Source organism: Lelliottia sp. EB106-05-01-XG201 (assembly GCF_058791735.1).
On sequence record NZ_JBYTDV010000001.1, the window covers coordinates 2,117,575 to 2,130,306 of the forward strand.

Annotated in this window: 16 protein-coding genes; 12 read left to right on the forward strand and 4 right to left on the reverse strand. The window is 54.5% G+C overall.

All coding sequences use genetic code 11. The annotated features are described in order from the left end of the window. The first annotated feature begins 482 nt into the window (after positions 1 to 482). The 6 genes from oppA (at position 483) to AC3WS9_RS09890 (ending at position 6,998) form a co-directional block, all read left to right on the forward strand. Positions 483 to 2,117: an oligopeptide ABC transporter substrate-binding protein OppA gene (oppA, locus tag AC3WS9_RS09865; RefSeq protein ID WP_282495361.1), complete on the forward strand. Its 1,635-nt coding sequence runs from the start codon at positions 483 to 485 to the stop codon at positions 2,115 to 2,117. A 125-nt stretch (positions 2,118 to 2,242) separates the two neighbouring features. Then, on the forward strand, positions 2,243 to 3,163 hold the full coding sequence (oppB, locus tag AC3WS9_RS09870; RefSeq protein WP_282495360.1) for an oligopeptide ABC transporter permease OppB: 921 nt from the start codon (positions 2,243 to 2,245) through the stop codon (positions 3,161 to 3,163). Between the two features lie 14 nt (positions 3,164 to 3,177). Then, positions 3,178 to 4,086: an oligopeptide ABC transporter permease OppC gene (gene oppC, locus AC3WS9_RS09875; RefSeq protein ID WP_282495359.1), complete on the forward strand. Its 909-nt coding sequence runs from the start codon at positions 3,178 to 3,180 to the stop codon at positions 4,084 to 4,086. 11 nt (positions 4,087 to 4,097) lie between these two features. Continuing rightward, a complete protein-coding gene (locus AC3WS9_RS09880; RefSeq protein WP_285146340.1) occupies positions 4,098 to 5,111 on the forward strand; it encodes an ABC transporter ATP-binding protein in 1,014 nt (337 codons plus the stop codon). After that, positions 5,108 to 6,112 (forward strand): murein tripeptide/oligopeptide ABC transporter ATP binding protein OppF, encoded by a 1,005-nt coding sequence (gene oppF, locus AC3WS9_RS09885; RefSeq protein WP_282495357.1) that lies wholly within the window; start codon positions 5,108 to 5,110, stop codon positions 6,110 to 6,112. The genes AC3WS9_RS09880 and oppF overlap by 4 nt, the downstream gene beginning before the upstream one ends. A 49-nt stretch (positions 6,113 to 6,161) precedes the next feature. Continuing rightward, a complete protein-coding gene (locus tag AC3WS9_RS09890; protein ID WP_282495356.1) occupies positions 6,162 to 6,998 on the forward strand; it encodes an ion transporter in 837 nt (278 codons plus the stop codon). Positions 6,999 to 7,028: 30 nt separating this feature from the next. Here the strand turns inward: AC3WS9_RS09890 and AC3WS9_RS09895 are convergent, their stop codons facing one another. Both AC3WS9_RS09895 and cls read right to left on the reverse strand, forming a co-directional pair. Further along, positions 7,029 to 7,358: an HI1450 family dsDNA-mimic protein gene (locus tag AC3WS9_RS09895; RefSeq protein WP_100779945.1), complete on the reverse strand. Its 330-nt coding sequence runs from the start codon at positions 7,356 to 7,358 to the stop codon at positions 7,029 to 7,031. A gap of 34 nt (positions 7,359 to 7,392) precedes the next feature. Continuing rightward, on the reverse strand, positions 7,393 to 8,853 hold the full coding sequence (gene cls, locus AC3WS9_RS09900) for a cardiolipin synthase (protein WP_282495355.1): 1,461 nt from the start codon (positions 8,851 to 8,853) through the stop codon (positions 7,393 to 7,395). A 143-nt stretch (positions 8,854 to 8,996) separates the two neighbouring features. Here cls and AC3WS9_RS09905 point away from each other — a divergent pair, with 143 nt between their 5' ends. The 5 genes from AC3WS9_RS09905 to AC3WS9_RS09925 all read left to right on the forward strand — a co-directional run bounded on the left by AC3WS9_RS09905 (position 8,997) and on the right by AC3WS9_RS09925 (position 11,000). After that, positions 8,997 to 9,170 (forward strand): YciY family protein, encoded by a 174-nt coding sequence (locus tag AC3WS9_RS09905; protein ID WP_087892605.1) that lies wholly within the window; start codon positions 8,997 to 8,999, stop codon positions 9,168 to 9,170. Between the two features lie 121 nt (positions 9,171 to 9,291). Continuing rightward, positions 9,292 to 9,411, forward strand: a complete 120-nt coding sequence (locus AC3WS9_RS09910) for a KPN_01571 family protein (protein WP_282495354.1) — start codon at positions 9,292 to 9,294, stop codon at positions 9,409 to 9,411. Positions 9,412 to 9,435: 24 nt separating this feature from the next. Further along, positions 9,436 to 9,846, forward strand: coding sequence for an Exc2 family lipoprotein (locus AC3WS9_RS09915; protein WP_492488058.1), 411 nt, complete (start codon positions 9,436 to 9,438; stop codon positions 9,844 to 9,846). 66 nt (positions 9,847 to 9,912) lie between these two features. Further along, positions 9,913 to 10,548, forward strand: coding sequence for a leucine efflux protein LeuE (gene leuE / locus AC3WS9_RS09920; RefSeq protein WP_285146343.1), 636 nt, complete (start codon positions 9,913 to 9,915; stop codon positions 10,546 to 10,548). Positions 10,549 to 10,610: 62 nt separating this feature from the next. Then, entirely contained in the window at positions 10,611 to 11,000 is a 390-nt protein-coding gene (locus tag AC3WS9_RS09925; protein WP_492488061.1) for a cell envelope integrity TolA C-terminal domain-containing protein, read from the forward strand. 53 nt (positions 11,001 to 11,053) lie between these two features. Here AC3WS9_RS09925 and AC3WS9_RS09930 read toward each other — a convergent pair whose 3' ends face one another. Continuing rightward, entirely contained in the window at positions 11,054 to 11,350 is a 297-nt protein-coding gene (locus tag AC3WS9_RS09930; RefSeq protein ID WP_095282239.1) for a YciI family protein, read from the reverse strand. Between the two features lie 221 nt (positions 11,351 to 11,571). Between AC3WS9_RS09930 and tonB the strand changes: the two genes are divergently transcribed. After that, positions 11,572 to 12,297, forward strand: coding sequence for a TonB system transport protein TonB (tonB, locus tag AC3WS9_RS09935; protein WP_492490318.1), 726 nt, complete (start codon positions 11,572 to 11,574; stop codon positions 12,295 to 12,297). Positions 12,298 to 12,327: 30 nt separating this feature from the next. Here tonB and yciA read toward each other — a convergent pair whose 3' ends face one another. Continuing rightward, positions 12,328 to 12,726 (reverse strand): acyl-CoA thioester hydrolase YciA, encoded by a 399-nt coding sequence (gene yciA / locus AC3WS9_RS09940; RefSeq protein ID WP_282495339.1) that lies wholly within the window; start codon positions 12,724 to 12,726, stop codon positions 12,328 to 12,330. Positions 12,727 to 12,732 lie beyond the last annotated feature (6 nt).

Below are 12,732 nucleotides of genomic sequence, written 5' to 3' on the forward strand. Positions count from 1 at the left end.
TAAATTTTTGTGTAAAACTCAGTTGATGCAGGCATAGCCCATCAACTGACGAGAGGAAACTCTCTATCACATTGAATACCAGGTAGTTTCTCTACCTTTGATGTGTGGCAGGACGCCCTTCAGAAAAACGGGACTCCCCGTAAAAGAGAATTGCTTAACAAATTTGCAAAATGTATTGGCGCGAAATTAAGCCATTTGGTACTTTCCGGCCTTATATTTTGCCAACGAACTCTTCCAGATGAGAATGATTTTCAAAAAATAACGCTCATCTTAAAAAAACACCACACGTCTCAGAACAGGGGAGGCGTGTTAAGAATCGACGCAAGGTGGCCAGACGAGCCACCAGTAATAAGTACAGTCGGTGATAGCAAGAAGTAAACGACCTGACAGCAGCTCAACTCCTGCGTTGTTCAGGACCCCTTAGGGGAAATAAACAGGCTGGCATTAAAACCAGTAATTATAATGAGTGGAGTATCAACACAATGTCCATCATCACAAAAAAAAGTCTGATCGCCGCAGGAATTTTCACTGCGCTGATCGCAGGTAATATGGCAATGGCTGCTGATGTACCTGCAGGTGTCACACTGTCAGAAAAGCAAACCATGATCCGCAACAACGGCGCTGAGCCGCAGTCTCTGGATCCGAACAAAATCGAAGGCGTTCCGGAAGCCAACATCAGCCGCGACCTGTTCGAAGGCCTGCTGATTACCTCCACAAAAGACGGTCACCCAATTCCTGGCGTGGCTGAATCCTGGGATAACAAAGACTTTAAAGTCTGGACATTCCACCTGCGTAAAGACGCAAAATGGTCCAACGGTGAACCTGTCACCGCACAAGATTTCGTATATAGCTGGCAGCGTCTGGTCGATCCAAACACCGCATCCCCGTACGCCAGCTATCCGCAGTACGGTCACATCCTGAACGTTGATGAAATCATCGACGGCAAAAAGAAACCTTCTGAGCTGGGCGTGAAAGCCGTTGACGACCACACCCTGGAAGTGACCCTGAGCGAACCTGTTCCGTATTTCTACAAACTGCTGGTTAACCCGGCCATGTCCCCGGTAAACAAAGCCGCCATCGAAAAATTCGGTGAGAAGTGGACTCAGCCCGCGAACATCGTGACTAACGGTGCCTACAAGCTGAAAGACTGGGTGGTTAACGAACGTATCGTGATGGAGCGTAATACCAATTACTGGGATAACGCCAAAACCGTCGTAGATCAGATTACCTACTTGCCGATCTCGTCTGAAGTCACCGACGTCAACCGCTACCGCAGCGGTGAGATCGACATGACCTATAACAACCTGCCGATCGAACTGTTCCAGAAACTGAAAAAAGAGATCCCGACCGAAGTTCACGTCGACCCGTATCTGTGTACTTACTACTACGAAATCAACAACCAGAAAGCGCCATTCAATGACGCTCGCGTCCGTACCGCGCTGAAACTGGGTCTGGATCGCGACATCATCGTCAACAAAGTGAAAGCGCAGGGCGATCTGCCGGCGTTTGGCTACACCCCGCCATACACTGACGGTGCAAAACTGACCAAACCAGAGTGGTTCTCCTGGACTCAGGAAAAACGTAACGAAGAAGCGAAAAAACTGCTGGCTGAAGCAGGCTACACTGCGGATAAACCACTGACGTTTAACCTGCTGTACAACACCTCCGATCTGCACAAAAAACTGGCTATCGCCGCCTCCTCCATCTGGAAGAAAAACCTGGGTGTGGACGTGAAGCTGGTGAACCAGGAGTGGAAAACCTTCCTGGATACCCGTCATCAGGGCAACTATGACGTGGCGCGTGCGGGCTGGTGTGCGGACTACAACGAACCGACTTCCTTCCTGAACACCATGCTGTCTGACAGCTCCATGAACACCGCGCACTACAAGAGCCCGGCCTTTGACGCGATCATGAAAGATACGCTGAAAGTGACCGACGAAGCGCAGCGCACCGCCCTGTACGACAAAGCGGAACAGCAGCTCGGTCAGGACTCTGCGATTGTACCGGTTTACTACTACGTGAACGCGCGTCTGGTGAAACCATGGGTTGGCGGTTATACCGGCAAAGACCCGATGGATAACATCTACACCAAAGATCTGTACATCATTAAGCATTAATGGCAAACCGTGGGGCAAAGCAATTTGCCCCACCGTGTCTTAATTCATCGCACAATATACACGGCATCGTTTGGGATTGACTGAACGAGCAAGTGTAAAAAGGCACACGCCAGAAGGTACGGGCAATGTTGAAATTTATCCTACGTCGCTGTCTTGAAGCGATACCGACGCTCTTTATTCTTATTACCATTTCATTCTTCATGATGCGACTCGCGCCGGGTAGTCCGTTTACCAGCGAGCGCGCACTGCCGCCAGAAGTCATGGCGAACATCGAAGCCAAATACCATTTAAACGATCCTATCTCCACGCAGTACTTCAATTATCTGAAGCAGCTGGCGCAGGGGGATTTCGGTCCGTCGTTTAAATATAAAGACTATTCCGTCAACGACCTGGTGGCCTCAAGCTTCCCTGTTTCGGCGAAATTGGGCGCGGCGGCATTTATTCTTGCCGTTGTCCTCGGAGTCACCGCAGGCGTCATCGCCGCGCTGAAACAAAATACCCGATGGGACTACACGGTGATGGGGATCGCCATGACGGGGGTGGTTATCCCGAGCTTCGTCGTGGCGCCATTGCTGGTGATGATATTTGCCATCACGCTGAAGTGGCTGCCCGGAGGCGGCTGGAACGGCGGGGCGCTGAAATTCATGATTTTGCCGATGGTGGCGCTTTCTCTGGCTTATATCGCCAGCATCGCGCGTATCACCCGAGGCTCGATGATTGAAGTGCTCCACTCCAACTTCATCCGCACCGCGCGGGCGAAAGGCCTGCCGATGCATCGCATCGTGCTCCGTCATGCGTTAAAACCTGCGCTGCTGCCAGTGCTCTCCTATATGGGCCCGGCGTTCGTTGGGATCATCACGGGTTCCATGGTCATCGAGACCATTTACGGCCTGCCGGGTATCGGCCAGCTGTTCGTGAATGGCGCGCTGAACCGTGACTACTCGCTGGTGCTCAGTCTGACGATCCTGGTCGGTGCACTGACAATCCTGTTTAACGCCGTTGTCGATGTGCTGTATGCCGTTATCGACCCGAAAATTCGCTACTAGCGCCGGAGCACGCCATGATGTTGAGTAAGAAAAACAGCGAGGCGCTGGAAAACTTCAGTGAGAAACTCGAAGTCGAAGGGCGCAGCCTGTGGCAAGACGCCCGCCGTCGCTTTATGCATAACCGCGCGGCGGTCGCCAGCCTGGTGGTGTTGATCTTCATCGCCTTGTTCGTAACCCTGGCACCGATGCTGTCTCAGTTTACCTATTTCGATACGGACTGGGGCATGATGTCCAGTGCGCCTGATATGGTGTCCGGCCACTACTTCGGCACCGACTCCTCAGGCCGCGACCTGCTGGTGCGAGTGGCTATCGGTGGTCGTATCTCCCTGATGGTCGGTATCGCTGCCGCGCTGGTGGCGGTGATCGTCGGCACGCTTTATGGCTCCCTTTCCGGCTATCTCGGCGGCAAAGTGGATTCCGTGATGATGCGTCTGCTGGAAATCCTGAACTCCTTCCCGTTCATGTTCTTCGTGATCCTGCTGGTGACCTTCTTTGGGCAAAACATCCTGCTGATCTTCGTAGCTATCGGGATGGTCTCCTGGCTGGATATGGCGCGTATCGTGCGCGGCCAGACCCTGAGCCTGAAGCGCAAAGAATTCATTGAAGCGGCACAGGTGGGTGGCGTTTCCGTCAGTGGGATTGTGGTGCGCCACATTGTCCCGAACGTGCTGGGTGTGGTGGTGGTGTATGCCTCACTGCTGGTGCCAAGCATGATCCTGTTTGAATCCTTCCTGAGCTTCCTCGGTCTGGGTACCCAGGAGCCGCTGAGTAGCTGGGGCGCATTGTTAAGCGACGGCGCAAACTCCATGGAAGTCTCTCCGTGGCTGCTGCTGTTCCCGGCTGGTTTCCTGGTGGTAACCCTGTTCTGTTTCAACTTTATCGGCGATGGCCTGCGTGATGCCCTCGACCCGAAAGACCGCTAAGGAGTGCCGCGATGACTATTATTGAAACGGCAACTGCGCCACAGGCGCAACAGCAGCAAAACGTGCTGCTGGATGTCAAAGACTTGCGCGTCACCTTCAAAACGCCTGACGGTGACGTCACGGCGGTGAACGACCTGAACTTCGATCTGCGCGCGGGCGAAACCCTCGGTATCGTGGGCGAATCCGGTTCCGGTAAATCGCAAACCGCGTTTGCGCTGATGGGCCTGCTGGCGCCAAACGGGCGCATCGGCGGAACCGCAGCCTTCAACGGTAAAAACATCCTTAACCTGCCTGAGCACGAGCTGAACAAGCTGCGCGCCGAGCAGATCTCGATGATTTTCCAGGACCCGATGACCTCGCTGAACCCGTACATGCGTGTCGGCGAACAGCTGATGGAAGTCCTGATGCTGCACAAGGGCATGAACAAAGCCGAAGCCTTTGAAGAGTCAGTCAGAATGCTGGACGCGGTGAAAATGCCCGAAGCGCGTAAGCGCATGCGCATGTTCCCGCACGAGTTCTCCGGTGGGATGCGTCAGCGCGTGATGATCGCCATGGCGCTGCTGTGCCGGCCAAAACTGCTGATCGCCGATGAGCCAACCACCGCGCTGGACGTAACCGTCCAGGCACAGATCATGACCCTGCTGAACGAGCTGAAGCGTGAGTTCAACACCGCCATCATCATGATTACCCACGACCTCGGCGTCGTCGCCGGGATCTGCGATAAAGTGCTGGTGATGTATGCCGGGCGTACCATGGAGTACGGCAGGGCGCGCGATGTGTTCTACCATCCGGCGCACCCGTACTCTATCGGCCTGCTGAATGCAGTTCCGCGTCTGGATGCCGAAGGCGAATCGCTGCTGACCATTCCGGGTAACCCGCCGAACCTGCTGCGTCTGCCGAAAGGCTGCCCGTTCCAGCCTCGCTGCCAGTACGCCATGGAGATCTGTAACAGCGCTCCGCCGCTGGAAGAGTTTGCACCAGGCCGCCTGCGCGCCTGCTTTAAGCCGCATGAGGAGCTGGTATGAACGCCATCGACGAAAAAAGAAATGTCCTGCTCGAGATCGCTGACTTAAAAGTGCATTTCGACATTAAAGACGGCAAACAGTGGTTCTGGCAGCCGTCGAAGACCCTGAAAGCGGTTGATGGCGTCACGCTGCGTCTGTACGAAGGGGAAACCCTTGGCGTGGTGGGTGAGTCTGGCTGCGGTAAGTCGACCTTCGCGCGCGCCATTATCGGCCTCGTCAAAGCGACGGACGGGAAGGTGGCCTGGCTGGGCAAAGATCTGCTGGGGATGAAACAGGACGAGTGGCGCGCCGTGCGCAGCGACATCCAGATGATTTTCCAGGATCCGCTGGCGTCCCTAAACCCGCGTATGAACATCGGGGATATCATTGCCGAGCCGCTGCGCACCTATCACCCGAAGATGCCGCGTCAGGAAGTGCGTGACCGCGTCAAAGCGATGATGATGAAAGTGGGCCTGCTGCCGAACCTCATCAACCGTTATCCGCATGAGTTCTCCGGCGGTCAGTGTCAGCGTATCGGGATTGCCCGCGCGCTGATTCTGGAACCGAAGCTGATTATTTGTGACGAACCGGTCTCTGCGCTCGACGTGTCGATCCAGGCGCAGGTGGTGAACCTGCTGCAAAAACTGCAGCGTGAGATGGGGCTGTCGCTGATCTTCATCGCCCACGACCTGGCGGTGGTGAAGCACATCTCCGACCGCGTGCTGGTGATGTATCTCGGCCATGCCGTGGAGCTGGGCACCTACGATGAGGTGTACCACAACCCGCTGCACCCGTACACGAAAGCACTGATGTCCGCGGTGCCGGTCCCTGACCCGGATCTGGAAAAAAATAAAGTTATCCAGCTTCTGGAAGGGGAACTGCCGTCGCCGATCAATCCGCCGTCAGGCTGCGTGTTCCGCACGCGTTGCCCAATGGCGGGGCCGGAATGTGCGCAAACCCGGCCCGTTCTGGAAGGAAGTTTCCGCCATGCGGTTTCCTGCCTGAAAGTAGACCCGTTATAATCGCAAGGGCTGACATGATGTCAGCCCTTCTTCTTTTTGCGAGGTCAACGTGTCGATTTCTGTTTCTTCCGTACGCCGTAAGACTTATCGCCTGCTATTCGATCCCAACACCCGCTCCGGGCGTCGCTTCGAAGGATTGTGCGGCCTGTTTGCGCTTCTCAGCGTACTTATCATCTTTGTGGAATCCGGTCTGGGGACGCAGTATCACCTGACGTTCGACGAATGGCACCTGTTCGTCTGGCTGGAACTCTTTGTCACCGTCGTCTTTACCCTGGAATATTTCCTGCGCCTGTTCAGCTGGGCGAATCCGGCGAAATATGTTTTTAGCTTCTGGGGGCTGATTGATTTAGCGACCATTCTGCCGCTGTACGTGATGTGGCTGTGGCCGGAGATCAGTATCAATTACGTGTTTGCGTGGCGAGCGATGCGTGCCATCCGTGTGCTTCGCGTCCTGAAACTCCTGCGTTTTATGCCGTCGTTGCGCGTCTTCTGGAAAGCCATTTACAGCGCCCGCCATCAGCTGATTTTGTTTTATTCGTTTATCGCAATTGTGATGGTGGTCTTTGGTTCGCTGATGTACTTAATCGAAGGGCCGACATACGGTTTTACCACGCTGAATGCGTCGGTCTACTGGGCGATTGTGACGGTGACCACCGTGGGATATGGGGATATTACGCCTCACACGCCGCTCGGTAGAATTGTGGCATCGGTGCTGATCTTGATTGGCTACTCGGTGATTGCGATCCCGACCGGGTTAATCACCACCCATATGAGCGCGGCGTTTCAGAATCGTCAGCAGCAGCGGAAATGCCCGAGATGCCAGCAGGCGAGCCATGAGCACAGCGCGCGGTTTTGTAATCGCTGCGGGAGTGAACTTCCGGACTAAATAAAAAAGGCTGCGATTGCAGCCTTTTTGTCATTCGCGCCAGAGAATGTGGCACAGCTTGTGATCTTTTTCCCGGCACAGCAGCACGCGGGCGAAAATATCGTTAATCTCGCCGCCGTCGGTATCGGCCAGACCAATCACCACTTCAGCGAAGAAGTCCGGGTTGAGGTCGAAATCGACATGCTCGGCCCAGTCTTCGGACGGGTCAAACAGCTCGGCGCCGCCGCGCTCTTCAAACTGCAGATTGAAGAGGATCACGTCTGCGGGATCGAGATTGTCCATCGCCAGTTCGAGAAAAATATCGTAGGCCTGCTCAAGGGTTTCGTCTTCAGTCAGGCGATTGTTCAGATCCATTTCCATGATGATTACCTGTTAAAACATCGTTGGGCACGTTTTACAGCAACGGACTAAAGAAGTAAAACAGTCGTTCGGTGATCCTTTGCCACAGCGGACGTTTCATCCACAAGTGCGCATCCAGCAGGCGCGAGCGGGAGATATAATCGTCCTGCACCGCCGCCAGATCGCCACCAAAACCGGCGTCATCAATCACCAGCGTAATTTCAAAGTTCAGCCACAGGCTGCGCATATCCAGATTCACGGTGCCGACCAGGCTTAGTTCGCCGTCGACCAGCACGCTCTTGGTATGCAGCAGACCGCCTTCAAACTGATAAATTTTGACGCCAGCCGCCAGCAGTTCACTGAAGAAGGCGCGACTCGCCCAGCCCACCAGCACCGAATCGTTTTTACGCGGCATGATAATACTGACGTCCACACCGCGCTGGGCGGCGGTGCAGATCGCGTGCAGCAGATCGTCGCTCGGGACGAAGTAGGGCGTGGTCATGATCAAATATTCACGCGCGGAATAGGCCGCCGTCAGCAGCGCCTGGTGAATCAGATCCTCCGGGAAGCCGGGACCGGAGGCGATGGTGTGAATGGTATGGCCGCTCTCCTGTTCAAACGGCATGATATTGGCGTCCGGCGGTGGCGGCAGAATGCGTTTTCCGGTTTCGATTTCCCAGTCGCAGGAGTAGACAATGCCCATCGCCGTGGCGACCGGGCCTTCCATACGGGCCATTAAATCGACCCACTGGCCAACGCCGGAATCCTGTTTGAAGAAGCGCGGATCGACCATGTTCATGCTGCCGGTATAGGCGATGTAGTTGTCGATCATGATCATCTTGCGGTGCTGGCGTAAATCCATACGGCGCAGGAACACACGCAGCAGATTGACCTTCAGGGCTTCGACGACTTCAATGCCCGCATTGCGCATCATGGTCGCCCAGGGGCTGCGGAAGAAGGCCACGCTCCCGGCGGAGTCGAGCATCAGTCGGCAGTGAATGCCCCGGCGCGACGCCGCCATCAGGGATTCAGCCACCTGATCGGCCATGCCGCCGGGTTGCCAGATATAGAAAACCATCTCGATATTATGACGGGCGAGCTGGATGTCGCGGATCAGCGCCTGCATGACGTCATCGGAGGTGGTCAGGAGCTGCAACTGATTGCCTTTGACGCCGCCAATCCCCTGACGGCGCTCGCAAAGCTTGAACAGCGATGTCGCGACGCTGCTGTTCTCCTGGGCAAAAATATGTTTGCAGGATTTCAGATCGTTCAGCCATTTCGCCGTCGACGGCCACATGGCGCGCGCGCGTTCGGCGCGGCGTTTCCCCAGATGCAATTCGCCAAACGAGAGATAGGCGATAATCCCCACCAGCGGCAGGATGTAGATGATCAAAAGCCAGGCCATGGCAGAGGGGACGGCCCGGCGCTTCATCAGGATGCGAAGCGTCACACCTGCGATCAGCAGCCAGTATCCCAGAATGACCAGCCAACTCACCACGGTGTAGAAGGTTGTCATAGTATAAAAATCCTTTTGAAAGCGTATTGTTATGAGTGTACGCATCAGAATTGATCTGGCAAATAAAAAGGACCGCTAAAAGCGCTGGTTTACCGCAGTCAGGGGTTTATAATGGCGCCTCTGTTAAGGAAAGAGTTGTAGACATGAAGCGCAGCAGAACAGAAGTAGGGCGCTGGCGTATGTTGCGACAGATGAGTCGTCGTAAAGCCCGCTGGCTTGAGGCTCAATCCCGCCGCAATATGCGTATCCACGCCATCAGAAAATGTGGACTCAGTCACCACCGTAACGCGCTGGTTTTTGCCGTTCGCGATCTCTGAGCCTCCTGCAGGCACCGATACCGGTGCCTGATGTTTTCCTCATAACTATCAGATTTTGCAGTATCCTTCGCCCCCGGTTCTTCAGATATAATCCGCACAAACAATATGTTGAATAAATACTATGAATCCGTTCCTGTGGGTATTGGTTGTGCTTTTTGCGCTGGATGCGCTCAGGGAAAGTTTAGGGCTGTCATCATTTGCGGCGCTGGTGGAATATGCCTCTGCGTGGATGATGCAGTGAAAACGGCAAAAGGAAATAAAAGGGATGAACGGAAAAGTTATTGCGGCCCTAATTGGCATCGCGGTACTCAGCGGATGTGCCAGTAGCAAAACAGCCCCTGAAAGGCATGCTTATTACTTTGTGTCGCACAGTTCTAATTTTGTCGGCGGCAATTTTACCAGCAACACGCAGCAAAACTATCGCCTGAATGTGCCGCAGTTCCGCGAACTCTACGAGCAGGGCAAAACCGATCGTAAAGCGGGACGCACCGCCGGTGAGGCCAGTCAGTATGCGCAGAGTATCCGCGACCAGCTGAAAAAAAGCGTCAAAACCGATCACAGCTTTAACGGTAACGCGAACGATAAATGGTCATCCGATATGGAGATGAAGGACGCGATATTGTTCGGTAATGAACTCGCCGCGTCTTATCTTGACGGATATAACGGCGTACAATAGCCAACATGTAAACCCTGAGAATGCCGCTTTACTGCGGCATTCTTATTTTTTAAAAAGGAGCGGGTGGTGTTTGCGGAGTTTGGTGTACTTAATTTCTGGACCTATGTTGTGGGCGCTTTCTTTATTGTGCTGGTCCCCGGTCCTAATACGTTATTCGTCTTAAAAACCGGCATCGGCCACGGGGTGAAAAAGGGCTATCTCGCCGCCTCGGGCGTGTTTATCGGTGATGCGGTATTGATGTTCCTCGCGTGGGCCGGTGTCGCTGCGCTGATCCAGACTACGCCGGTGCTGTTCAACATCGTGCGTTACCTCGGCGCGTTGTACCTGCTGTGGCTGGGCGGAAAAATGCTCTGGTCAGTGATGACGCATAAAGCAGGTGCGCAAGCGGGGGGTACTGAACCTGCCAGCATGATCATGAAGCGCTCGCTTGTGCTGAGCCTGACCAATCCCAAAGCGATTCTGTTCTACGTCTCTTTCTTCGTGCAGTTCATCGATGTCAGCGCCAAAAATACCGGCACCTCCTTCCTGATCCTCGCGACCACCCTTGAGTTGATTAGCTTCATGTACATGAGCTTCCTGATCTTCTCCGGCGCGTTTGTCACCCGCTACCTGAAAACCAAAAAGAAACTGGCGAAGCTGGGGAATGGTTTGATTGGGCTGTTGTTTGTGGGGTTTGCGGCAAGACTGGCTTCTTTGCATTGAAAACAATTCGCCCACCAAACGCGAGAGCATTCGCTTTTGGTGGGCGATAGAGGGAGTGAAAAATGAAAAGGATTTTAACGCTGGCCGTTCTTGTAGGCCTGATCAGCGGCTGTGCACCCCTACATCCGTCCGGATGCCATAAAACCACGGCAACGGGGAATTGCAGTTCTGGCCGCTGGGATGACAAGGATGAATGGGGCGCCCAGGCGCGTGCGATCAGAGATGCCATCAATGCCGAGCTTGCCGATCCGCAAAGCTGGAAAGGAAAGACATGCAGATTGCACATCCAGTTTGCGCAGGACGGCACGGCATCAAATATCACGACAAGCGAGGGTAATAAAGCCTATTGCGAAGCGTTAAAAGCCGCAGCCCAGAAAGCCAAATTCCCGGCCTTTACCAATCCCGAGGTGTATCGGGATTTTCAAAGGGCTGGGTTTGGGATGAGGGGGTAATCGAACGTGTTCAAGCATTTAAAAAGGCTCCTGTGGGAGCCTTTCCCATCAAATCAAAAAACCTTCTTAAACGGCCTCACCGTCACCTTCTCATAAACCCCCGCCGCCACATACGGGTCAGCTTCGGCCCAGGACTGCGCGGTTTCCAGTGATTCAAACTCTGCAATCACCGTGGAACCGCTAAAACCTGCGGCACCCGGATCGTTGCTGTCGACGGCGGGCATTGGGCCTGCGGTCAGTAATTTTCCTTCGTCATGTAAGAGTTGTAGACGCGCGAGATGGGCAGGGCGCACGGAAAGTCGTTTTTCCAGAGAATCGGCAACATCTTCAGCGTAGATCACGTAAAGCACGGCGGAGCTCCTTAGCCATAAAAAGTGTCAATAACGTTATGTGAAAGCATCGATGACTGCAATGTAAAGATAACGACCTTGTTAAAACCTTATCAAAGATGCGCCTTTTTTGGCCTCGCGAGCAGTTAAATCGCGAGAAGATGGAGTGTCTTATTGAATATGATTGCTATTTGCATTTAAAATCAGGGCCTGGTTTTTTAACTGAAACGATTATGACTTCGATGACCCTGGATTTACCTCGCCGCTTTCCCTGGCCAACGCTGCTGTCCGTTGTGATTCACGGTGCTGTCGTGGCGGGGCTGCTCTACACTTCGGTACATCAGGTTATCCAAATGCCAGCGCCTGCGCAGCCGATTTCCGTAACCATGGTCTCACCAGCAGACCTGGAGCCGCAGGTGGTTCCGCCTCCGCCAGAGCCGGTTGTTGAGCCGGAGCCAGAACCCGAACCTGAGGTTGTACCGGAGCCGCCGAAAGAAGCGCCCGTGGTGATCCACAAGCCAGAGCCAAAACCTAAGCCGAAGCCAAAACCGAAGCCGGTGAAAAAAGTCGAAGAGCGTCCGAAGCGTGAAGAGCGTCCGGTCGAACCGCGCGCGGTGCAGTCGACGCAAAACACCGCCCCGGCAAAACCGGTGATGAACAATTCGCCGACCACGATGAAGCCGGTGGTGACTGCCCCGTCAGGCCCGCGCGCCGTGAGCCGCAATCAGCCGCAATATCCTCCGCGTGCGCAGGCGCTGCGTATAGAAGGTCGTGTGCGTGTGAAATTTGACGTGACGGCGGATGGGCGCGTGGATAATGTCGAGGTGCTTTCGGCGCAACCGGCAAACATGTTCGAACGCGATGTGAAAGCCGCGATGCGCAAATGGCGCTACGAGCCGGGCAAACCGGGCAATGGGCTCATCGTGAACATTGTTTTCCGCCTGAACGGCGGGACGCAGATAGAATAAATAACGAAGCCTCCGAATGGAGGCTTTTTTTTATACCTGCGGCAACGGGCGAGGTTTGCCCTGATTGTCCACCGCGACGTAGATAAACAGCGCCTCGGTTGCCTTGTAGCGCTGTCCAATCGGCTCGGAAGAGACCTTCTTCACCCAGACTTCAATATTGATCGAAATCGACGTGTTGCCGCGCTTCACGCAGCGCGCGTAGCAGCAAACCACATCACCCACCGCGACCGGACGTAAAAACGTCATCCCGTCGACTCTGACCGTCACCACGCGGCCATGGGCAATCTCTTTGGCGAGGATCGCGCCGCCCATATCCATCTGTGCCATTAACCAGCCGCCAAAAATATCACCGTTCGCATTGGTGTCGGCGGGCATTGCAAGTGTGCGTAAAACCAGTTCGCCCTGAGGGGCATCAATCTTTGTTGTCATTGTTTC

Excerpts from the sequence above, each read along its gene's own strand:
- AC3WS9_RS09925 (WP_492488061.1), top strand. The coding sequence starts at position 10,611 with ATGAAAAGGATTTTAACGCTGGCCGTTCTTGTAGGCCTGATCAGCGGC.
- tonB (WP_492490318.1), top strand. The coding sequence starts at position 11,572 with ATGACCCTGGATTTACCTCGCCGCTTTCCCTGGCCAACGCTGCTGTCC.
- yciA (WP_282495339.1), bottom strand. The coding sequence starts at position 12,726 with ATGACAACAAAGATTGATGCCCCTCAGGGCGAACTGGTTTTACGCACA.
- oppF (WP_282495357.1), top strand. The coding sequence starts at position 5,108 with ATGAACGCCATCGACGAAAAAAGAAATGTCCTGCTCGAGATCGCTGAC.
- cls (WP_282495355.1), bottom strand. The coding sequence starts at position 8,853 with ATGACAACCTTCTACACCGTGGTGAGTTGGCTGGTCATTCTGGGATAC.
- AC3WS9_RS09895 (WP_100779945.1), bottom strand. The coding sequence starts at position 7,358 with ATGGAAATGGATCTGAACAATCGCCTGACTGAAGACGAAACCCTTGAG.
- oppA (WP_282495361.1), top strand. The coding sequence starts at position 483 with ATGTCCATCATCACAAAAAAAAGTCTGATCGCCGCAGGAATTTTCACT.
- AC3WS9_RS09905 (WP_087892605.1), top strand. The coding sequence starts at position 8,997 with ATGAAGCGCAGCAGAACAGAAGTAGGGCGCTGGCGTATGTTGCGACAG.
- AC3WS9_RS09910 (WP_282495354.1), top strand. The coding sequence starts at position 9,292 with ATGAATCCGTTCCTGTGGGTATTGGTTGTGCTTTTTGCGCTGGATGCG.
- oppC (WP_282495359.1), top strand. The coding sequence starts at position 3,178 with ATGATGTTGAGTAAGAAAAACAGCGAGGCGCTGGAAAACTTCAGTGAG.
- AC3WS9_RS09915 (WP_492488058.1), top strand. The coding sequence starts at position 9,436 with ATGAACGGAAAAGTTATTGCGGCCCTAATTGGCATCGCGGTACTCAGC.
- oppB (WP_282495360.1), top strand. The coding sequence starts at position 2,243 with ATGTTGAAATTTATCCTACGTCGCTGTCTTGAAGCGATACCGACGCTC.
- AC3WS9_RS09880 (WP_285146340.1), top strand. The coding sequence starts at position 4,098 with ATGACTATTATTGAAACGGCAACTGCGCCACAGGCGCAACAGCAGCAA.